Annotated in this window: 20 protein-coding genes, 3 tRNA genes and 1 pseudogene; 8 read left to right on the top strand and 16 right to left on the bottom strand. The window is 39.6% G+C overall.

The features are described 5' to 3' along the window. Nucleotides 1-36: 36 nt before the first annotated feature. Nucleotides 37-981 (top strand): 2-hydroxyacid dehydrogenase, encoded by a 945-nt coding sequence (locus tag WIW72_RS09480; RefSeq protein WP_337700921.1) that lies wholly within the window; start codon nt 37-39, stop codon nt 979-981. Nucleotides 982-986: 5 nt separating this feature from the next. On the opposite strand, the gene WIW72_RS09475 is transcribed toward WIW72_RS09480, so the two are convergent. From WIW72_RS09475 to WIW72_RS09460, 4 genes are all read right to left on the bottom strand, one after another. Next, complete coding sequence (locus tag WIW72_RS09475; RefSeq protein ID WP_337700923.1) at nt 987-1769, bottom strand: hypothetical protein; 783 nt, start codon at nt 1767-1769, stop codon at nt 987-989. Nucleotides 1770-1871: 102 nt separating this feature from the next. Further along, nucleotides 1872-2948, bottom strand: coding sequence for an aspartate-semialdehyde dehydrogenase (asd, locus tag WIW72_RS09470; RefSeq protein WP_337700925.1), 1077 nt, complete (start codon nt 2946-2948; stop codon nt 1872-1874). Nucleotides 2949-3027: 79 nt separating this feature from the next. Continuing rightward, entirely contained in the window at nt 3028-4713 is a 1686-nt protein-coding gene (gene ilvD, locus WIW72_RS09465) for a dihydroxy-acid dehydratase (RefSeq protein ID WP_337700927.1), read from the bottom strand. 45 nt (nt 4714-4758) lie between these two features. After that, complete coding sequence (locus WIW72_RS09460) at nt 4759-5499, bottom strand: class I SAM-dependent methyltransferase (RefSeq protein ID WP_337700929.1); 741 nt, start codon at nt 5497-5499, stop codon at nt 4759-4761. 34 nt (nt 5500-5533) lie between these two features. Between WIW72_RS09460 and WIW72_RS09455 the strand changes: the two genes are divergently transcribed. Next, on the top strand, nt 5534-6133 hold the full coding sequence (locus WIW72_RS09455; RefSeq protein WP_337700930.1) for a hypothetical protein: 600 nt from the start codon (nt 5534-5536) through the stop codon (nt 6131-6133). 1 nt (nt 6134) lies between these two features. Here the strand turns inward: WIW72_RS09455 and WIW72_RS09450 are convergent, their stop codons facing one another. Further along, nucleotides 6135-6929, bottom strand: coding sequence for an MBL fold metallo-hydrolase (locus tag WIW72_RS09450; RefSeq protein ID WP_337700932.1), 795 nt, complete (start codon nt 6927-6929; stop codon nt 6135-6137). After that, the gene (locus WIW72_RS09445) at nt 6877-7680 is read right to left on the bottom strand and encodes a hypothetical protein (RefSeq protein WP_337700934.1); all 804 of its coding nucleotides are present in this window, start codon (nt 7678-7680) and stop codon (nt 6877-6879) included. The genes WIW72_RS09450 and WIW72_RS09445 overlap by 53 nt, the downstream gene beginning before the upstream one ends. A 94-nt stretch (nt 7681-7774) precedes the next feature. On the opposite strand from WIW72_RS09445, the gene WIW72_RS09440 reads away from it, so the two are divergent. Further along, on the top strand, nt 7775-8695 hold the full coding sequence (locus tag WIW72_RS09440) for an ornithine cyclodeaminase family protein (RefSeq protein WP_337700936.1): 921 nt from the start codon (nt 7775-7777) through the stop codon (nt 8693-8695). Here WIW72_RS09440 and WIW72_RS09435 read toward each other — a convergent pair. Next, nucleotides 8688-9218, bottom strand: coding sequence for a cob(I)yrinic acid a,c-diamide adenosyltransferase (locus tag WIW72_RS09435; RefSeq protein ID WP_337700937.1), 531 nt, complete (start codon nt 9216-9218; stop codon nt 8688-8690). The genes WIW72_RS09440 and WIW72_RS09435 overlap by 8 nt on opposite strands. Nucleotides 9219-9259: 41 nt before the next feature. Between WIW72_RS09435 and WIW72_RS09430 the strand changes: the two genes are divergently transcribed. Further along, entirely contained in the window at nt 9260-10096 is an 837-nt protein-coding gene (locus WIW72_RS09430; RefSeq protein ID WP_337700938.1) for a DMT family transporter, read from the top strand. Here WIW72_RS09430 and WIW72_RS09425 read toward each other — a convergent pair whose 3' ends face one another. Next, the gene (locus WIW72_RS09425) at nt 10097-11170 is read right to left on the bottom strand and encodes an NDP-sugar synthase (protein ID WP_337700939.1); all 1074 of its coding nucleotides are present in this window, start codon (nt 11168-11170) and stop codon (nt 10097-10099) included. It abuts the gene before it with no gap. Between the two features lie 31 nt (nt 11171-11201). Here WIW72_RS09425 and mvk point away from each other — a divergent pair, with 31 nt between their 5' ends. Continuing rightward, on the top strand, nt 11202-12164 hold the full coding sequence (gene mvk / locus WIW72_RS09420; RefSeq protein ID WP_337700940.1) for a mevalonate kinase: 963 nt from the start codon (nt 11202-11204) through the stop codon (nt 12162-12164). A 23-nt stretch (nt 12165-12187) separates the two neighbouring features. After that, on the top strand, nt 12188-13957 hold the full coding sequence (gene glmS, locus WIW72_RS09415; RefSeq protein ID WP_337700942.1) for a glutamine--fructose-6-phosphate transaminase (isomerizing): 1770 nt from the start codon (nt 12188-12190) through the stop codon (nt 13955-13957). Here the strand turns inward: glmS and WIW72_RS09410 are convergent. Then, the gene (locus WIW72_RS09410; RefSeq protein WP_337700944.1) at nt 13944-15113 is read right to left on the bottom strand and encodes a threonyl-tRNA synthetase editing domain-containing protein; all 1170 of its coding nucleotides are present in this window, start codon (nt 15111-15113) and stop codon (nt 13944-13946) included. The genes glmS and WIW72_RS09410 overlap by 14 nt on opposite strands. Further along, a complete protein-coding gene (locus WIW72_RS09405) occupies nt 15110-16378 on the bottom strand; it encodes an MBL fold metallo-hydrolase (RefSeq protein ID WP_337700946.1) in 1269 nt (422 codons plus the stop codon). The genes WIW72_RS09410 and WIW72_RS09405 overlap by 4 nt, the downstream gene beginning before the upstream one ends. Before the next feature lie 94 nt (nt 16379-16472). On the opposite strand from WIW72_RS09405, the gene WIW72_RS09400 reads away from it, so the two are divergent. Next, entirely contained in the window at nt 16473-16787 is a 315-nt protein-coding gene (locus tag WIW72_RS09400; RefSeq protein ID WP_337700964.1) for a nascent polypeptide-associated complex protein, read from the top strand. 257 nt (nt 16788-17044) lie between these two features. Here WIW72_RS09400 and WIW72_RS09395 read toward each other — a convergent pair. The 3 genes from WIW72_RS09395 to WIW72_RS09385 form a co-directional block, all read right to left on the bottom strand. After that, nucleotides 17045-17118 (bottom strand) — tRNA-Ala (locus WIW72_RS09395). A gap of 166 nt (nt 17119-17284) precedes the next feature. Beyond that, nucleotides 17285-17358: transfer RNA gene (locus WIW72_RS09390), tRNA-Ala, on the bottom strand. Between the two features lie 71 nt (nt 17359-17429). Further along, nucleotides 17430-17505 (bottom strand) — tRNA-Pro (locus tag WIW72_RS09385). Between the two features lie 36 nt (nt 17506-17541). Between WIW72_RS09385 and WIW72_RS09380 the strand changes: the two genes are divergently transcribed. After that, nucleotides 17542-18234 (top strand): helix-turn-helix domain-containing protein, encoded by a 693-nt coding sequence (locus tag WIW72_RS09380; protein WP_337700948.1) that lies wholly within the window; start codon nt 17542-17544, stop codon nt 18232-18234. 150 nt (nt 18235-18384) lie between these two features. Here WIW72_RS09380 and WIW72_RS09375 read toward each other — a convergent pair whose 3' ends face one another. The 3 genes and pseudogenes from WIW72_RS09375 to WIW72_RS09365 form a co-directional block, all read right to left on the bottom strand. Then, complete coding sequence (locus tag WIW72_RS09375) at nt 18385-20319, bottom strand: hypothetical protein (RefSeq protein ID WP_337700950.1); 1935 nt, start codon at nt 20317-20319, stop codon at nt 18385-18387. Nucleotides 20320-20848: 529 nt separating this feature from the next. After that, the gene (locus WIW72_RS09370; protein ID WP_337700952.1) at nt 20849-21916 is read right to left on the bottom strand and encodes an IS110 family transposase; all 1068 of its coding nucleotides are present in this window, start codon (nt 21914-21916) and stop codon (nt 20849-20851) included. 152 nt (nt 21917-22068) lie between these two features. Next, nucleotides 22069-22171, bottom strand: a pseudogene (locus WIW72_RS09365) (transposase); the annotation flags it as partial.

The following is a 22171-nucleotide window of genomic DNA, read 5'->3' as shown; positions in this document are numbered from 1 at the left end:
TATATTAAGTTGTTTAGACTTTAAGATAGAGATAGAATGAAAGTCCTAATCACATTCCGGTTCTTCGACGAATGGGTAAAAAAGATAGTTGAGAGCGGGATCGAGGTTATTCAGTGGAAAGAGGAAAAGGCACCTCCTAAAAAGTGGATCTTAGATAACGTAAGTAATGTAGACGGAATTCTTTGCACTCTCAATACTAAGATTGATAAGGAAGTAATTTCAGCTGCTAAAAATTTGAAAGTTATCAGCACTTACAGTGTTGGTTTTGATCACATAGATGTTAAAGAGGCAAAAAGTAGAGGTATAAGACTAGGATATACACCAGAAGTATTGACGGAGACTACAGCAGATCTGATTTTTGGGCTCATCTTGGCCGTCGCCAGAAGGATTGTTGAAGGGGATAAGCTGATAAGAGAGGGAAAATGGATGATCCCTTGGCAACCCGACTTTTTACTGGGATATGACGTATACGGTAAAACCTTAGGGATAATAGGGATGGGCAGAATAGGTAAAGCCGTTTATAGAAGGGCTAAGGGATTTAATATGAGAGTCATATACACATCTAGGACTAAAAAGGATGATATAGATGCCGAGTTTGTGAGCTTTGAGGAGTTACTTAAACAATCAGACTTCGTAGTAATAACTGTTGATCTGAACGAGTCTACATATCACATGATAAATGAGAGTACATTAAGGCTGATGAAAAAGACAGCATTTTTGATTAACGCCTCTCGTGGAAAAGTAATAGATGAGAAAGCACTTGTTAAAGCTCTAGAGGAAAAATGGATTGCTGGAGCTGCGTTGGACGTGTTTGAAGAGGAACCTATTAACAAGGATCACCCTCTCCTGAAGTTCAGTAATGTTGTATTAACTCCTCATATTGGAAGTGCTACATTTGAGACCAGGCACAAAATGGCTGAAATTGCTGTTGAGAATTTATTGAGAGGTCTCAGGGAAGAAAAGTTAATATATGAACTATAGCCGGACTAAAAGTATTGAGCTCTTTGTTTTATTTCTTCTTTCACTTTGTTGAATTCGTCATTTAATATAGGGTCTCCGTTCTTTATTGCATTTACAGTTTCCGTTATTCCAACCTCCGTGACTTTATTATCAAAGTAAAGCGTTATAGACGCTATAAGATATGTCAATTTAACTTTCTCGAAGTCAAAGAACTCATCAAGTTTACCTTGTAGTCCTATTGCCTTTAACATATCTCCTCTCTTTATCGATTTAAACCAACTCTTCTTTTCTCGTAGCTGGTTAGAAAACTCACTTTGATAAGCTATCTCGTTTATAACAGAATATATATCAGCATTGATTTCCTCACTATTCCTTCTGTCTGCTATCTCCTTAGCTAGGATCTGAATATCTTTAGGGTCAATTACCACATCCTCTCTAGTCGGGTATGATGTAAATCCCTGAGAAATTGCTTCCTCTTCTATCCTCCTGAAAACTTCTTGTATATCTTTTTCAGCTAAAGCTAAACTGAAGCTCTTTCCTGAGATTAAGGAAGCCATAGAGTGAAGTAAGTAAACATCTAACGTAATGAATAAAGAAATTATTTTATCTACGTTTTCGTAGTTCTTAGTTACTGTCCAAATAATGAAATTCTTCCTTAAATATTTCTTAGGCCAATTATCTAGTACGTATAAGATAGGCGGTTTAGCATAACTTAATGAGACGAAATAACCCCCATTAATTTTCTTATAAACTGAAACAGTAAGATCCTTATCTAAACCTGATTTATGTGCTAATGCAATATAATTCATTTGAAATCATCCTCTTCAGCCCTGGCCACTCTCCTCATTGAATCAGCAAAGAGTGTACTCATCAAGTATTATAAAAGAAGGAAAGCGTATAATAAAAAATTATTACTTCTCAATATATCCCTTCTCTATTAAGAGTTCCGCAGCTAATATTCCGCCTCCAGCAGCTCCCCTTACGGTGTTGTGTACTAAAGAGGCTAACCTTACTGTCTTCTTGTTAACTTGTGCAATCCTACCTACTACTACACTCATTCCGGGTACATCACCAGCCCATCTGTCAAAGTATACGGTAGGCCTATTGTCTTTATCCGCCACTATTATCGGTTTAGAAGGAGCTGTCGGTAGCTTCAGCTCTTGCGGTAACCCTCTGAAGTTTTCTAGTGTTTCTTTAACTTTTTCTGCAGGTGTATCTTCCTTAAATGTAACATATAATACTTCGTAATGGCCTACAATTGTTGCAATCCTATGAGTAGTTGCTGAGAGGGTTACTTCTTCTAGCTTGGGCTCATTAACGTTCCTCTTTACCTCGCTCAAGACTCTGAAGATCTCCTTTACGGTTTTAGCGTCGTAAGCATCACCAAGTACTTTTATGTTATCGATTACGTCGAGTGAGGCAACTCCAGGGTAACCTTCACCAGAGACGGACTGCATTGTAGTTATGAACGCCCCGTCCATCTTGAAATTCATGAATATTGGAGCTAACGGAAACAGCGCACCTTGTGCAGTACATAAAGGCGTCGTTACTATAAAACCCTTCCAATCTCTTCTCTTCCTTTGCTCATCTATTAATGAAATAGTGTGCGGGTTTAATTCAGGTACTAATAGCGGTACGTCAGGATCAAATCTGTGATCTGGAGAGTTACTTATAACGGGGTAACCCAACTTTGCGAACTGCTCTTCAACCGGACCCGCAGCACCTGCAGGTAAGGGCGAAAATATAATATCTACTCCTTCTTGTTCCATTAACTTAGGATCCGTCGGTTTTACTTCAATATCTGCTACTTCTTTAGGCACTTGACCTACTGTTTGCCACCTTGTAACTTCTTCATATGGTTTTCCTACAGATCCTTTACCGGCTAAGTAAGTTGGTTTTATGTAAGGGTGATTCGCTAGCATTCTTACGTACTCAATACCTACTAAACCCGTTGCCCCGAGAATTGCGGCTTTAAGAGTTCTCCTCATGAGTATCACCTATTATACTCATTTGGGAAATATAAATTTGCTTTAAAAATATAAGCTTTACAATTTGATAAAAAACAGTTTATGTTAAAAGTACGGCTCCTTTTGAAGAAGACGAAACTAATTTCGCATATTGTGCTAATAGCCCACTTTTGTATCTAGGTGGTGGAGGTGTCCACTCGTCTCTTCTTTTCTTTATTTCTTCAGGAGATAATTCTACTTCTAGTTTTCCTCTATCAGCATCTATAACTATTATGTCTCCATCTCTAAGTAATGCAATAGTCCCACCGACTGCTGCCTCTGGAGCTACGTGACCAACCATAATGCCCCTAGTCGCTCCTGAGAACCTTCCATCAGTTATTAACGCAACTTTTTCACCTAAACCTTGTCCCACAATAGCACTCGTAACTGCTAACATTTCTCTCATTCCGGGGCCTCCTTTAGGTCCTTCGTACCTAATAACTACCACATCGTTCTCAACGATCTTTCCTTCCAAAACTGCCTTAAATGTCTCTTCCTCTGAATTGAATACCTTTGCAGGCCCTCTATGGTATTTTACTTTACTGGCAGACACTTTCATAACTGCTCCCTCTTCTGCTAGATTCCCCTTTAGTATCCTTATTCCACCTACTGTAGAGAACGGGTTCTTAATGTCTCTCACTATGTGATCATGAGGGACGTCAGGGAACTTATACTCCTCTAAATTCTGTTTTAAGGTCTTTCCGGTAACAGTGTTCACGTCTCCATGTAATAGCCCTGCTTCAAGAAGTTTCTTCATTAACAGCGGAGCTCCGCCAACTCTGTGCAAATCAGCCATCACATACTCTCCTCCAGGTTTCATGTTGACTATTTCCGGTGTCCTTAAACTAATTCTGTCGAAGTCATCCAGAGTGAGTTTTATACCAGCCTCATGAGCTATTGCCAGTAAATGAAGTACGGCATTTGTAGACCCCCCTGAAGCCATAAGCACGGTTATAGCGTTTTCAAATGCTTCAAAAGTCAGTATGTCTCTGGGTTTAAGTCCTATTTCGACTAAATGCATTAAGGCTTTTCCAGTCTCATATGCATACTTAGTTCTCATAGCATCCACGGCTGGAGGCGAAGCACTACCTGGTAAAGCTAACCCCAAAGCCTCTGTAATTAAACCCATAGTATTAGCTGTGTATAAACCTCCACAAGTACCCGGTCCTGGTATTGCGTTATCTTCCATGAGTCTTAAGTCTTCAGCTGTGATCTTACCCTTAGAGTACGCACCTACAGCCTCGTATACATCTTGGATAGTTACCGGTTTACCCTTAAAGTTTCCGGGCAGAGTTGAACCTCCATACATAATTATCGAAGGTATGTTAAGCCTTGCCATTGCCATCATCATACCCGGCGGGGTCTTATCGCAACCTGATAAGGCTACAAATGCGTCGTAACCGTGAGCGTTAACTACAAGCTCTACCGTGTTGGCAACTATTTCCCTACTTACTAATGAATATTTCATTCCTTCACTACCCATCGCTATCCCGTCTATAACTACTGGAGCAGTAAATACTCTAGGAGTACCTCCAGCACTTCTAACTCCTTCCTTGACTACGTTAGAAAGTCCCAGTAGATGTATATTACAAGGCCCTGCTTCGTTCCACGCTACCGCTACTCCCACTATAGGTTTGGAAATATCGTTATCCGTAAGTCCCATAGCTTTTAGGAATGCCCTATTAGGTGCTTTTTCGTAACCCCCATAGACTATATTTGACCTCTTTTTAGGAGAATATTCAGACATCAAATGATATAAACAAGTTCAAAATTTTTAAATTATTATGGGTAATTACATAGGTTTAGCTATTATGGTCATTTGTGGATCGCTAATCTCAAACTTCTTCCATGAATAACCGCTATAAACATCTATGATTTCAAACCCCGCTTTTCTCATCAAGTCTACTATCTCATGTAAGCTATAATATCTTTGAGAGAATGTAACTTTCTCGACTTCTTTGCCGTCCTTTATATAAGATCTTGTTACTTGTAATCTAGATGTAAACGGGTCAAAGTTGTTATTATCTATAACCAAGTACGGTGGAATGTAGGAGTGTATTATCTCGGGCTTGTTGTAAATGAGGAAGTCCCTATTATCGAGGTTTACAATTAATAATCCGGTATCTTTTATTACTCCCCTGAACTCTCTGAGGATCTTTAAGTCATCTTCCTCTTCGTAATATCCTAAGCTGTTGAAAATATTAATAATGATATCATAGGACTCGCCACTTAATACTTGAGTTAATTTCCTCATATCTCCTTTAAGGAAGGTACCTGTAGGTACGTTCTCTTTTGATTTTTTCACCATTTTTTCGGAGATATCGACGCCAGTTATCTCATAACCTAGTTTTGATAGAAAATAACTAACTCTACCAATTCCGCAAGGTACATCAAGAATTTTCTTTCCTTTAACGTTATATTTTCTTGATACTTCGTCTATCCATTTAGCCCACTTATTCCCCTCCTCCCAAAGCTTAAGCATTTCGTTTATGTAAAGGTCGGATTCGAAGATCTTTAACCAGTATTCATCCATTAACTTAATTTACGATGGCTTAGTAATAAAACTGATGAAATCCGTCATTATTTTACTCTTAATATTGGGAATCGGGGTTATCATTGCTAACGGAGTTACCAACCCCTTAAATAGTGGAGACGTCTTGGTTTATGAAGTTACTATTACTCACGGCAACCAAATTTATACTTACAATTATACCTTCATCATAAATTCGATAGAGAAAGGTATAGTTAACTTTACAGTAATAATTACAAGTTTTAATAACGGGACAAGCATTATACAGAATTACCTATTCCCTTTGTCTAAGTTAGAGTGCCTTCCATATAACGGTTCGATGTTTAATACGATGAATTTAACGTTAGTCGGATACGAGGAGTTTAAAGGGGAAAACGCATCCGTATATTCGGGCTATTACCAATTTTCTAATTTAGAAATACCAATAAAAGCTTATTATGTAAATGGAATTCTAAATTACGCTAACGGTAATTACGATAATTATTCCTTACAAATCTCACTAATTAACGAATATAACCATCTGCAAGAAACCTTTATTCAAGGGTCTTTAACGGAGAGTAATTATATAATCTTAGCAATCGTTATAGTTTTCATAGTAATCGGTGTACTTTTACTAATAAAAATAGGAAAAATCTAAGTTAGGAGGAAATAAAATCAACACCTACCTTGTCGAGGTTTTTCAACCAGTTTAAGAATTTCTTAGCATTTTCTCCCATAAATATTGAGCCATGTTGAGGTGCTACTATATCAATATCTAAACCCTCAATTCTCTTAGCCCATAGCTCTATTGCCCTTCTAGACGCTATATATCTTCTGTGGAACCATTCCATAAGCTTAACGTGTTCCTCAAAATTATCCACTATTAAGTACCACTTATCTTTAAATACTGCTGCACCCATGTCGCCCGAGAAGTAAATCTTTGCTATTGGATCATAATAGTGAAAATTACCTGGTGAATGCATAAAGTGAGCTGGAATTGCTTTAATTTTGAAAGAACTGAAATCAATATCCATGCCCTCGTCAGGAAGGTCTATAATTTTATCTCTAAGGTCTACCCCTAAATGCGGAATGAATCTCTCCCACAGATGGGACACATATATCTTGGCATTAGGGGCAGTATCCAACCACAAAGTTAAGCCCCCTATGACGTCTGGATCTTGATGGCTGTAAAGAATGGCCTTAATATTCTCAGGTTTTACAAATCTAGATGCATTTTCAAAAACCCTTTCAAATACGAAGTATCCCCCTGGGTCTAGTAGTATACCCTGATTTCCGTGGACAATAAGATATTGATTTGTTAGAATCCCTTTTTCTGTCTCACTCTCGTCTAAACCTAACCAAATGAACTTGTGATTATTTGATTCGTATAAAATATATGGTTCATGAATTTTTATCTTCAACAACACGTGGAATTTCAGGTAATAGAAGTACATACACGTTTACCTTAAACTCGCCAGATAGGGAACTCAGTACATTTTCGTCGCTATAATATTCTTTACCGTTTTCATTAACATAAATACCCTTTAAGTCTCCGTTAATGAATAACAATCTGAACGACGAGGAAGTTGATGTGGCAGATACATAAATTGTCTTGTACTTCGATAGAATATCCGCTATAGAACTTAGGATCGTATCTAACATTTGTCCTTTAGGTATTGAAATCCCTTCAGACTTTATCAGACGTGACTTCAATAAGAGCTTCGAGACAAAGCTCAGCTTGTTTAATTGCCTTGAGTAATCAAACTCTTTCTCTTTTTCCTGAGCTTCGACCTCATAAGCCCTCTTAGCTTCCCTACTTATCCCCTCTAGCAAGCTGTATGCTATATCTGGTAAATATCTCTTGACTATCCACTCTTTTTCTCCACTATATTCAATTGCTAAGTGAACTAGACTAGTGGAGTTTTTGCTATCTCTTACATTAATAAATATTTGGAACTTGTTATTTTTCCCAGTAAGAGACTTAAGAGTATATACAAACATTAACGATGACTGCTGAGAAAAAGACACCTCAAAAGTATCTCTTAAGCTTAAAATGAAAAATCTCGAAAACTGTAAAGTGATTGTGTTCCTTCCTCTTTCTACTTGATATGGAAAGTATGAGAGCAAAGTATCGGCGTCTTTTACTACTGAAATAACGTTATTTGAATTAGTATTAACCGTCTCCTCAGCTAGATGAGTGATCACGAATAAATAATTGTATTTAGCTGATTAAAAATATATTCTTACCATAAAGTGAGATTTAAAACCTTAAACAGTGTTAATTAAATTACTGTTCGAAATGATTATCTTAACGTCGAACAATCTAGAAGAATTGTTGACCCCTGAAATAGCAGTAAGTGCAGTCAGACAAGCTTTCTCATTATTTTCCTCCTCAAGGATAATACAACCTCAACGGCAAGTACTTACTATAAAAGGTAACTGGTGGGGGATAATGCCTTCTTACTGGGATAAGTCCGTTACAGTTAAGATAGTTAATGTTATACCAGAGAATAAGAAGAAGGGACTGCCATCAGTTCAAGGCTCCGTCTTACTGTTTTCGCCCGATACTGGAGAGCCTTTAGCTCTTCTAGATGGTACTACATTAACTGCAATACGAACTTCAGCTGCAAGTGTTCTCTCAACAGAATTAGCGTTTGGGGGAAGGAATATCGGCACTTTAGGAGTCATAGGTGCTGGTATGGAGGCAAGATATCATATAAAGATTGCAAGTTGCTATCTAAAGTTCTCAAAGATAATGGTAACGGCTAGGAGTTCTCATGTTCAGTTAGCTAAAGAATTCGGAGCTGAAGCTGTAGATCTAGAAACACTGTTGAGGAAATCGGACGTCATATTTGCAACAACCTCCTCTTCTACACCAGTAGTGTTGGGGAAATTCTTGAAAGATGATTTTCATATTTCTAGCATAGGAGCCCATACCCCTGAAGCTAGAGAAATAGATGATGAAACTGTGAAAAGAGCTAGGACATACTTAGTAGATTCCGTAGAGGCTGTATCTAAAGAGACAGGAGATTATATACAACCCGTAAGGAGCGGGATACTTAAACAAGTCATCGAGATTGGTGAGATCATAAACAAAGGTATCAAAATTGAGAGACCTTCTATATTTAAAACCGTAGGAATTGCGGCTCAAGATAACATTACAGCACTAACCGCTTATGAAGAAGCTGTAAAAAGAGGAATAGGTATAAAGGTCACTTAGGCTTCCAAATTACGTTGGGATTAAAAGTCTTCTCGTTAACGTAAAGTGCCATGACGAATAACAAAGATGAAAGTCTATTAAGGTAAACCACATGCTCATGCTTTACATTTTTATGGTTTCGAGAGAGTCGGACTATACTCCTTTCAGCTCTTCTACATACCGCCCTTGCAAGATGAAGAAATGAGGAAGCCAGGTGGCCACCGGGTAATACAAAATTCTTCAATGGTTTGAGTGGTTCCGAATATTTCTTTATCATTTCCTCTAGCTCTTTGATCTTTTCAGTGTTAAAGTTTAACTCGAACCCTGCAATTTCAGATGAAATAGTGAATATGTCGTTCTGAATTTTCTCAACGTCTTGCCTTATTTCTGGAAAAAGTGATGATACAATACCAAGCGAGGAATTTAACTCGTCTAAATCCCCTAAGGCGTTAACAATATCCTCGTCCTTCCACACCTCTCCTACGGAAGGTACTTTAGTCTTTCCGCTGTCCCCAGTCCCAGTATACCACATTTCACTTAACATCGTTATTTAGCTTTAATTAGCTTTACTTAGAGTTATACCAAGTGAGAAAGCTTTTACCGATAATTACGGTAATTTTGGTCTGGAGTTCCGCATATCCCCTAATAAAGATAGCACTCGATTACGTTTCCCCGATAGTACTAGCGGTCATTAGGCTAGTTACCGGGGGAATTATCCTTACAGTCTATGGTAGAGGTCTCTCTTATGGTAAAAAGGAAATGATAGGTGGACTGATTAATGTAGCACTCTTCATGCTTTTTCTTAACTTTGGCGTAATGCTTTCAGTAAATCCAGCTCTGTCTGCAACCCTTATATATACTCAACCGATTTTCTTAGTCATATTAAGCGCCATCTTTCTGAGTAAGAAACCTTCAGTACTTCAACTTCTCGGGGTAATTATTGCAATTTCAGGGGCAATTTACTCAGCTGGGATAACTGGGTTTAACCTGGGAAGTATAATATCACTCATAGGCGGTCTTATGTGGGCAATAGGAACGTTATATTACCAAGTGTTTCTAATAGAGAAGGACGTTATTAAACTAAACTCTTTTATGGCGTTGTTTTCAGCCTTATTCTTGCTACCCTTTACTCCGATTAACTTTTACTTTAAGTTCACTATATCCGGAATTTTAGTCGCGGTAATAATCGGCATTACAGCCCAAGCAATAGGCTTCATAGCGTGGTTTAACTCTATAAAACAATTGGGCTCTTTTTTATCAAGTTCGCTCTCCTTACTTGTGCCGGCTATGTCCTATCTATTTTCGTTTATAATGTTAGACGAAGTCCCGACATTTCAGCAACTATTAGGCTCTGCAATAGTACTGTTGGGAGTATTTCTGACTATAATCTCGCAGAAAATCAGTAGAGCACTTCCACGGTAATTAGACTTTACTCCCCGGTTTTAGGATTTCGCCGTGAGGTATCTGGGTCTCTGGGGAGATCAACGCTCCAAATTTACTAATCCTTCCTCTTATCACGGTTGCAGGGTAGCTAGAAGTAATTACATTTGCTCCGACTTTAGCTTTCCTACCTACTATAGTAGATGACAAATAACTCTTGGATCCTACTTCAGCATAAGGTTGGATTGAGCTCCTCGCTATTTCACAGTAAGCCCCTATTATGGCGTTATTCTCTACGGAAGAATAGTCCCTAATTAATGAATAAGTCCCTATGTATGCGTTTCTTCCGATATATGCCGGTCCCTTGATGACAGCATAATCGTCTATGACAGCATAATCGTCTATGATTACTTTCTTACCAATTATTGCTGTCTTAGAGATTTCGCTGTTATCGGAAATCCTAGTTTTCTCCCTCCTTAACATCATCTCGATTCCGTTAATAATATCTTCAGGATAGCCAACGTCCAACCACTCCTCACTCCATATAAAGTACTTCAGTTTGTTCCCTTTGGACTGTAAATACGTCAAAAAGTCCGCTATTTCTTCATTTTTCACTACGTAAACTCCGCCAAGAGCTAAAGTAGAACCCTCCTTAGTTATCTCGATTCCTTTACCTGTCAACCTCACTAAACCATATGTCTGTAACCCCTCACTTATAGGAATTAACGGTACTACTACTTCGGCACCAGAAGTCAGATAAGCGTTAATTAAGCTAACGTAAAACTCCTCAGGGGCTACGATATCTCCGAAAGCTATAATGACATTATCACTACTGACTTTCTCCATTCCGTCCTTTATAGCCCCGTTAATTCCCTCTCTTTTTTGGATAACGATGTCGATGCTGATCTCCTTCTCGTTCTGTAATTCCTCCTCAAGTCTCTTTCCCCCCTTCTGCGACGTAACAATTATGAAGTCTTTTACACCTGCTTTTTTTAAACCTTGAATAGAATAAGAGATTAGCATTCTACCGAGTAAGCTTATTGTCTCCTTCTGTTCTTTGTCTGAATAGGGGCTTAAACCCTCTCCTTTGCCCCCCGCAAGGATAATAGCTTCCATACTGTGATATCTAATTGGGGAATTAATAATAATGATTGTAGAAGCGGAGGTACCCCTCAAGCTAACACTGTTTGGAGAACACGCTGTAGTATACGGAAAGCCGGCGATAGCATATACGGTGTCTGAAAGCATTAAAGTCAGAGTGAGGGAAAGCGAGAAATTTTACGTCTCGTCTCAGAACTTACAGATAAAAGGTGTCAGGGTAGACCTACATGAGTTTAAAATAGAGAATGACAATGTGAGAAAACTTATCGCTTATGTCACAGAAGTTATTAACTATTTCAATGAGCATTACGGTTATAAGGACGGGAAAAAAGCCGCGATCGAAATAGAATCAAATGTAGAACCTTCGATAGGACTAGGCACTAGTGCAGCAGTGGTAGTAGGCACTGTTGCAGCCTACTCCAGGTTTTTAGGATTAGAGTTACAAAAACAAGAAATAGCCAAAATCTCTCATGAAGTAGAGTTAAGGGTTCAAGGAATCGCCAGTATTATGGACACCCATACAGAAACGTACGGAGGGTTCGTTTTCATTAAGGAGGGAAAAGTAGAGAAATTGGAAGTTCCTCCTTCGATCTCCTTCTCTGCGGGTTATTTTAGGCGCATTATGACCACAGCCGAGATGCTTCGTAAGGTGAGGAGTTTGAAAGAAAAAAATCCTTCCTTGTTTACGACTTTGCTGGACAGTATTGAAAAGGTCACTGTAGAAGCTAGAACTGCTCTTACCTCAGGAGATGCGGACAAAGTAGGGGAATTAATGTACGTAAATCACGGTTTCCTATTTTCTTTGGGGATCACAGTTCCGGTGTTGGATCAGTTTGTCTCGATGGCTAGGGCTTCAGGAGTTAAAGGGTGTAAAGTCAGCGGCGGTGGAGGAGGTGGTGCAGTCATCTGTACAAAAGATCAAAGGGCAGAATTGCTACTTAACGCGTTGGGAGGTAAAACCATAAACGCTAACCCTACGTTCCAAGGTGTTACGGTAAAGTTAATTTAGTGAGACCGACTCAAAAATAAATTATGTGTGGCATAATAGGTATTATTTCATCAAAGGAGAGCAAAAAACTCTCCGAGATCACAATTTCGGCACTTAAGAGGCTCGAATACAGAGGGTATGATAGCGTAGGAGTCGCTTCATTGGGCAGTAAAGGAATTGAAGTGAGGAAAGCTAAAGGTACTGTGGAGCAGGTCACTTTAAAGAAAAAAATACCTGAAATGTCTGGCTATATATTTCTGGGTCATACAAGGTGGGCTACACACGGGGCTCCGACCGACTATAACGCTCACCCTCATACAGATTGTTCCGGAAGGATAGCGGTAATACATAATGGGACAATAAAGAACTTTAAAGAGCTAAGGGCAGAGCTAGAGTCTTTAGGGCATAAGTTCAGCAGCGAGACGGACACTGAAGTTATACCTCATTTGATAGAGGAGTTTATAAAGAGGGGTATGGACTCTTTTACGGCATTTAAGTCTGCAATAAAATCGTTAGATGGTAGTTACGCTGTTTTAGCGATAATTGACGGTGAAAAAAGGATCTTCTTTGCTAAGAGGGATAACCCCTTAGTTATAGGACTGGGAGAAGGGGAGAACTATATTGCGAGTGATATACCGGCATTTCTCCCTTACACAAAAAGGATTCTAGTAATATCTGACGGTGAGATCGGGTTCCTGACGAACACAAACGTTTACATTGAAGAACTGAACGGTAACGTAGTAGACGTGCATAAGAGGATAAGGATAGTAGATTGGGACGTCGAGACGGCATCAAAAGAAGGCTATGCCCACTTCATGATAAAGGAGATACACGAGTCACCTAAAGCGGTTAGGGACACGATCTCCAGTCTTATGTCTGACTTGGACGTAGTAGAAAAGATAAGTGAAGAAATAAGGCAAGCAGAAAGGGTGATTATAACGGGAGCTGGGACCAGTTATCATGCAAGTTTATATTTTTCCTTACTCTTGACCAGAGAAGGGATAACTTCTATTCCGCTTATTGCCTCAGAATACTATAACGTAAAGGGAAAGAGAGGAGACCTAATTATCGCAATAAGTCAGAGCGGAGAGACGATAGACGTATTACAGGCTATACGTAAATTGAAGAGTGAAGGGGCTAAAGTAGTCTCCATAACAAATGTCATTGAGAGTGCTATAGCTAGAGAGAGTGATTACAAGATCTACATGAGGGCTGGACCGGAAATAGGTGTAGCTGCTACCAAGACTTTTACTACTCAAGTTGCATCCCTCCTTTTCCTTTACTCTTACACTTTTGGAAAGGATTGGAAAGCATTAAAGGACGCAGATAAGGAAGTAGAACAAGCTATTAATGCGACAGAAGGTTTTGCCAAAAGGGTTGGTGAAGAACTGGCAAAGAAACAGAACATATACTATTTGGGGAGGGGTCTTTCACTACCGCTAGCTATGGAAGGAGCATTAAAAATTAAAGAGGTATCTTACGTCCACGCTGAATCGTACCCAGCTGGGGAGAGTAAACATGGACCTATTTCCCTGGTAGAGAACGGGTTCCCAGTAGTGTTTATAAACGACGGCGAAATGCCTGAATTACTGAAAAACAACGTTATGGAGATGAAGGCTAGAGGAGGGAAAATTTACGTGATCAGTGCCAATAGAAAAGTAGGGGAGGCAGACCTTGAAATATTCCTTAACTCTAAGTTCCCCGCGTTATCCATATCCCCCGTAATTCAGTTGATAGCCTATTATGCAGCTGTTAGCAAAGGTCTGGATCCCGATAAGCCCAGGAATTTGGCTAAAACAGTTACTGTAGAGTAATGTATCTTTTGTTCCTTTTACTTAAAGTAAGGGGTAGGAAAGAGGGTAGAAGTAGTTGGTCTTGTGCTATAATCTCCTTTTGTAGTTCCTCCAAGGAGTAGCTTCTCTGTTCATTCCCCTTTCTCACTTTAACCGTTAGGGAACCGGTCTTGACTTCTCTTTCTCCGAGAAGGACTAGGTAGGGGATCCACTCCTTACCTGCTCTCGCTATTTTAGTACCGAGACCTTCATCTAAGTCATCTACATCCACTCTTATCTTCATCTGCGTAGCTATTTTTATTGCATCTTCTATGAAATCTTTCCTTACGGGGATTATCCTAACCTGAATGGGGGAAAGCCAAAGAGGTAGAGTAGGAGGATTATCTCTGGAGGCAGTTAATAGATAATAGTAAGTGAGAATGTTCACGTTTATTACGTGACTCTTGTCCGTCTTAGTCTTTATAACGTAGGTGTTTTTAGAATCGGAGAAGGACTCAGGAATACCGTCTAAATCCCCTTTCGCTTTCACTCTAATTAAGGGTTCTTCATTTACACAAGGCAACCTTCTCCCCGAGGGAATGCTATAAGATATAACCACTTCTCTATTTTCCGGTTCTCCCTCACCTTCTATTATGGAATCAGGTTTAACTTGTTGTTTTATATATTCTACCACAGCCCTTCTTATGAAAGATGCATGAGGAGAATTAGGGAAGCCGAACTTCTCGCAAATCTTAAGCTCCTCACTCTTCTGATAATTGGTCTCATCAGCCCTTATCCTCTTCGAAAGTTCGCTTAAGGGGTGACCGTAACAGTCTATCATAAATTGCTTATACCAGCCGAAAGGAGTTCTATAGATTTCAACGCTAACTGCTTTCGACAATTTCTCTTCAAAGTCCTTCAGGACTTGGACGGCTAATGTGGGTTTCTCCAGGTTATCGGAAAGGTGAGCATAAGGATATATGACTACAGAGCTAGCCTTAACGTCATTCAATACTCTAACTACTTCGTTAACAGCCTTTTCTACGGTCTTATCGTCATCCCCTTTTTCTACTGTTGTAAAGACCACTAAAGTGTTGTCCTTTTGTAAAGATGTTAAGTTAGGTTCTTCAGGTTCCTTTACGGCTTTTTCTTTAACGGAAAACGAGAACTTAGACGCGTGGATTAACAAAAGGATCATAGCTTAACCTCCTTACCGTTATCAGCAATTTCCACATATATTCCTAACTCTCTCTTAACCTCTTCTGCTAACCTAGAGGAGCTCGAAGGATCGCCATGGACTAAAACGACTTTTTCCAAACTACTTGCTGCCTTAATTATTTGCTTTAACTGATCCTTCCCGGCGTGGCTTGAAAAGTCAAATAGTTGAAACCTCGCCTTTAACATGGGTGAGTACTCATCGAACTTGCCCGTCTCCAGAAGTCTTCTACCTGGAGTATTTTCCGCCTGGTAGCTAATTAGAAACACCCCGTTCTTAGGGTTATCTGCGACCTTCTTAAAGTAGTATACTGCAGGGCCTCCTTTCAGCATCCCCGCGCTGCTAACTATTACGCCTTCTCCTCTTGATGCTTTGTTCCTGCTCCCCCAACCTTCGACGTATTTGAAATTGTCATAAGCCCTCTTCAACGCCGGGTAGTTGTTTATGAATTCGGGGTTCTGGATCATTAACTCGGTTATCTCTTTTACCATGCCGTCGTAGAACACGGGATATTCGATCTTTCTGTCAGCCAAAACCGATAGAATCTCTTGACTTCTCGATAGGCTGAAAGCAGGAACTAAGACAGTCCCACCTTCCTCTAGGACTTCCTTAGTAGCTTCGTAGAATTCCTCCTCAACGACTTTTCTATCGGGGTGATTGAACCTACCGTAAGTACTCTCCATCACCAATACGTTAACGTCTTTGAGAAACTCCAGATCAGCCGGGCTTACTAAATGGGTGTTAGTCAAGTTAATGTCTCCCGTGTAGGCTATGGTCTGTTTTTCTGTCTTAACCTTAATTATAGCACTGCCCGGAATGTGCCCCGCATTTCCGAGTTCTACTTTAAAAGAATCGACTTCGAACTCCTTATAGTAGTCTACGCTCCTGAAGTTATCCATAGTCCTCTTTACTTCTACCCATTCAAAGGGAAGTTTAGCCCCTGAAAGCTTCAGAAAGTCCTTCAACATAATTTCTGTTATCAACCTGGTTATCCTAGTGCCATAAACGGGATAATTTCCAGAAATCTGATACAAAGGCAAAGCTCCTACGTGGTCTAAATGGGAGTGAGAGACTATGAAACCCTTTATCTTACTTGGAGTGTCTTGTAAAGGTAGGTTAGGATTGTCGTTGGGGTCAAAGTTAACGCCGTAGTCTAAAACAATTGCAGAATCTCCTCTATCGATTTCAATAGCAGCCCTTCCTACTTCTTTTCCTCCGCCAAGTATTTTTATCGTATAGTTACTCATTATGCATTAATCTTTAACCGCCAAGCTATTAAGTTTGTTTTACTGAAGTTTATATGTGAAAGTAAAACCTAATCAATTCAAAAACTTAGAGAGAATGTTAGGGATAAAGACAGAACAAATAGACGCCGTGAGAGTAATCATTGAGCTACAAGATAAAACGTTGGTAATTGAAAACCCGTCAGTTCTTAAAATGACACAACAAGGACAGGAGATATATACAGTCATAGGAAGTGCTAAGGAACAAGTTAAGGAACAGAAAATAGAAATCAGGGACGAGGACGTGAAATTTGTGATGGAACAGACGGGTAAGAGTGAAGCTGAAGTTAGACAAGCGTTACAAAAGACTAACGGTGATATAGCGCAGGCTATATTACTTTTAACCAGCGGAGAGGGAAAAGGTGGTACGTGATCGATTACTTTTCATAATCTACGGTTTTGTGACATAATTAAACGGATTTTATACCTCTTTTCTGCTTAAATGTGATGTGAAAAACCATAAAGTGAAATAATCACAGCATGAGCAATCTATACAAGGGTGTTTTAACTTATTTTTATGTCAATTTATTCACGAGGTCTAAAGTAATGATTGCATACTGAGATGATAATTTTCAGGCAAACGGATTTTGATAGCTAGTTTAATTCGTGGAGGTCAAGGGACCTACGGAGTGGACCGGCCGGGATTTGAACCCGGGACCTCTCGGTTGCAAGCCGAGCACTCTTCCAGGCTGAGCTACCGGCCCACTTTAACTTGTAACATTTAGTTAGTGGATTTAAGTTTTTCCTCAGGAAATTGTGATAAAGGTAAAACGTAAAGGCGTCTGGCATACCATGTTTATTTAATACTTATTTTACCCTAATTTGTTCACAGTGATTGTGAAATGGGTTCCTTGAGATATCAGTATGATGTGGACCGGCCGGGATTTGAACCCGGGACCTCTCGGTTGCGAGCCGAGCACTCTTCCAGGCTGAGCTACCGGCCCACTTCTACTATAAAATTACGCTTTAAGTAATTAAAAAGTCAGCACCCCTAAAATCACAATATATAAGGTTCTGGGCCCGCCGGGACTTGAACCCGGGACCACGGCGACCCGAACGCCGCATCCTAGTCCAAGCTAGACCACGGGCCCAATAAGAATATTTCCTCTTCACTTATAGCTTTTACTATGGATTATCTAATTGAAACACTTGCAAAAAGGATCGCCGGGGATATAAGCTGGAGTGAATCCCCTGGCGCGTCCATGAGAAAGTGGAGGGAGGCTTTTAACATCTCTCAAGGGGAACTAGCAAGGTATATGGGGATATCCCAATCAGTTATAGCCGATTATGAAAGAGGAAGAAGGAAGCCTGGTATAGACTTTTTAAGGAAATTTGTTAAGGGACTCATAGATATAGATGCCGAAAGGGGGTACAGAGTAATTAACGAATTGATCAAAGGTTACGCACTTATGTTACCCTTTATAGACGACATGGGCGATTTCCAATCACCGGTTGGTGTAGATGATATAGCCACAGCCTTAGATGGTATAATACCAAATTCATTTATTCCGGAAACAAAGGTTTACGGCTGGGTTATTACGGACAGTATAAGGGCTATAACGAGCCTTAAAGGTCTCGAGTTTTATCAACTCCTTAATTTCATGCTGGGTAGAGTGGTAGTGTTCACCAACGTGAGTTCAGGGAGGTCCCCCCTTATAGCCTTAAAGATCGCCCCTATAAAACCCTCAATTATTGTATTACATAGACCGGTGAAATTAGATCCCTTAGCTCTTCTCTTAGCTGAGAAAGATGGTATAACTCTAATAATATCTATATTAAAAGATCCTAAAGAAATAAGAGAGAGGTTAAGAAGTATATAACTACTACCACATATACTAAACTAAAATAGTAACTTTTTGTTGTTGTCGTTATTGTCTTTAATTAAAATGAATAAAAGAAAAAGAAAGAAGGAAGGAAAAATAGTTATATAATAATAGTTTTATAATATTTAATTTAAGGAAAAAATCTTTTTATTTTCTTAGAATTACTATTGCAACTACTGCTGCTATCACTATTATTGCCACGATTATTAAGATAGGTACAAAGTTGGGCGAGGACGATGTAGCTGAAGTAGGTGGGACTGAAACAGATGGGCTCGTTGATGTCGAAGTCGAGTTGGTATTAGATTGTGTAGTAGTGCTAGTAGTCGAGGTGGTTGTTGTAGTAGAATGTGAGGTGGTTGTTGTAGTTGAAGACGTAGCAGTCGATGGAGTAGGTGAAGACGTAACAATAGGTATAACCTTAATCTCTATTTCCGTAGTGTTTGATGCCCCGTTGCTGCTAGCCTCTAACTCTAAGGTATAGGTATTGGTATTTGTGAAGTTGTAAGTTATTGTATACAAACCGTTTTTCATAATAACCGGGATCTTAACATTGTTTAGGGTCGCATTTACAGAAACGTTATACGGACTGTTGGTCGTAATTTTAAAACTTAAGTTTAAAGTAGCTCCCTGGTAGATACTTAGTATAGATGAAGGAGTTATAGGTACGGTAGTTCCGTTATTGAGTTTCTCAGAGAGTTGAGTTATGCTAAAGCTCAAATATATCGGAGTTAGGTATATCTTTACAGTCTCGTTTTGGCTAAAGGCTATTACGGTAGAATTACTGATATAGCCGGGAGCACTTACTGTTGCGTTAATTTTAGTCCCTAGCGGTAAAGTAATAGACACTAAACCTTGCGGACTAGTAGTGTAACTACTAATAGGCTGTTTATTACTAATGTTATACAAGGTCACTTTTGCACCAGGTATAGGAACACCACTTGTCGATAGGACTTCAAGGTTCACGGTAGCTACAGATATAGGAGTGGGTGGATATGTTATTGTCACCGTACCTTGAGGGGACTTTATCTGAATAATTGCTTTATAGAATTGCGGTAACTTCAGAGTTATCGATCCGTTAGAGAAAGCCCAAGGAACGCTGACACCATAGACCTCAGCACTATAACTACCAGAGGGTGCACCAGGTAAGGAATAACTTCCACCGCTGGTGTTAGTTATTGTATAAGTTTGAGTACCACTCGTAGTATATACAGTGATCGTATACATATTCTCTTCGTCGAACGGATAGTTGATTTGTAAATAAGTATATCCGCTGACATTCTGAACCTCTAATGTTACTCCGTTCTCTGAAATCAATGAAGGTGTAGATAATGTTGTGGGAATCCCGTAAGATACGTTGACTATGATGAGCCCGTACACATACGCAGCAGGATAAGAAACGTTATTGGAAAAACCCTCATAACCGCGGTACAAATAGATGTAGTAAAGACCTTGGGCTATATCCTGCGGTACTGCGAAGATAACACTACCTGTAGTTCCAGATGGAGAAGCCTGGCAGACAACGTCACCGTACCAGTTATTAGCTAGGTTTGACACAAAGGAGGCATATACTTGAGATAAGGAAGACAAGGAGGAAGTGACATTATAGTATACTTTATAAATATGTCCCGGTTGAGCGTTGAACACATAAACGTTGGCACTTCCGTTTAATGTCATATCTCCATTAATAGCACTATTTACTTGAGTGACATTTACATAGAAAGTTTCGCCGTTAGCTTGAATTTCATGAAGGCCAGTATTCAAGTTCAGATTGAGCACCTTGTACGAATAAGGTTGTAATGTTACAGTGGTATATAGTGAGGAATCTAAGTATACCGGAACTTGTGCTGAGGAGTCCCTACTGTTTATTAGTATTAGTGAGTAAGTCGCACTTCCGGTCGAAGTAGGCAAAACTATTTGCGGTGGGTTCATCCCTTGTGGGTTAACCTGAGTTCCTGGTAATACAGTTATACCGGCAGTTGAATAGCTAGACGTCGTCTGTGCAAATGAGAGTGGTATCTGTGAAAAAAGCATTAAAAGTGTTGGTATTAGTAGTATGACACTCAATAATAATCTTCTATTCATGTCAAATTAGGTTAGACTAAAAAAGTAAATAAGTTCTTTGGCAAAAGGTATTATCATTGATTTATTGTAACAAGGTAATATTATTTAAGTACTTAAGTTAAAAAGTCACAGCACTATATTTAGTCTAAATTTATATCTAATTTGGGATTATACCTCATAGTACTAGATTAATGATTTAGGAATCAAGATATATCTAAGTGTATGTGGTGTTTTCCTACGTATTATAACTATCGTATTATAACTATTTTAAACTGTAACATTTTTACGTAACTACTCGTTATTTTTAATTACTTCTTAAATATCGTTTTGACAAGTTACGTTTATTACGTTTATATAGTGTTACAAATAATGTTACTGATGATCTCCCAACTGATGACGGTCACTGCTCACGACGATGGGAGTGAGAAAAGTGGATGGGAGGGTAGTGGCGTTCAGTAATAAATCTTTCGCTCAAACTTCAAGCATAGTATTAGCTAACGTTGCCACGTGGGTTGAAAGGACCCACGTGACGATTCGGGAGAGGGCTTACCTATTTAGGCTCATAAGGCTTATTATTATACCAAACACTCCAAACAACCCTTGCCAACTTCCTAGCCAAAGCAACATACAACTTCCTACCTTTCAACTTATCCTTGTGTGTCTCATAAAACTTCAGTAAGGTTGGATTCCTAGAATAACTCCTCATTGCTAAAAAGTAGAACAAGCTACGCAAGTACTTATTACCACTCTTCGAAATCCCCCTACTTACCACAGCCCTCCCACTCCTCTCCGCTACCGGGTCTAAACCACAATAAGCAACAAAGGACTCAGGCTTAGGAAAACGCCTAATATCACCAACAATACCAATAATAATACCAGCTGCAAGCATTCCAACACCCGGTATCGTCAATAGGACGTGGTATTGAGGGACTTGCCCCTCAATCATCCTCCTCACCTCCTTCAACCTCTCTTGCGTTTCTAGGAGGTTTTTAGACAAGATTTTGATTTCCTCAAGTACTAAGGGGGTGTATTCAAGTTGGTATAGTTCTTCTTGTGTGAAATCTCCTTTCGCAAGTTTTTCCAACCTGTCCTTGCTTACCTTATCGTTATCACTTACTAAGAATAATGTCCTCTTTAACCTATTCTTGTACTTCACCTCTATGTCCTTTAGGAATAGGTAGAGTGTTACCAATTCCCTCAAGGGGTTATAATCGTACTCCTTAGCCTTGTCAACCATGTTTTCTAATTTTTCAGCGTCATAAAAATCTGTTTTCTTCCCCCTAAACTCCCTTGATAACACGTTTGGACCGACTTGCAGTACTCTTACCCCCCTCTCCTTGAAGTATTGTGAAGGTCTTATTGCATATACTCCGGTAGGCTCTAGGACTATCGCGCAAGGTTTCATCCTGAGGATTTCTTCATAACCCTTCAAGTTGTTCTCGTATTTTCTCACCCTCCCCCTGCTTGTAATTAAATGTTCTTTTGATACGTCTACCCCTATTACCCCTACCTCTTTATCACACCTATATGCGTGAATTTTATCACAATGTTCAGTCCGATGGTAGGGGTTTGTCACGCCTCTTGCCGAAGATTTCGCTTCAATTTCCCGCTCGACCATGTTTCCCCAGCCGAGGAGAGTATTACTCTCCTCGACTAATAAACCTATATAGGTGTTTCCCTTGACTAGCCCCAATGAGCTAAGGGTGACTGTGTATGATCCCTTAAGAGGGGTGCCCGTGGCGGAATTAAAAGTACAGCAGTTATGGGACTTTAACGTAACTTAAAGATTTTCATCAGCCCCGGCGGTCCACCTAAATAACGTTCAACAAACCTGAGGAACGCCTCCACGCTCCTCAGGTTAAGAGCCCCCACC

The sequence above is a fragment of the Stygiolobus sp. CP859M genome, assembly GCF_037389975.1.
Taxonomy (GTDB): Archaea; Thermoproteota; Thermoprotei_A; order Sulfolobales; family Sulfolobaceae; genus Stygiolobus.
This window is presented reverse-complemented; position numbering and strand designations above follow the sequence as displayed.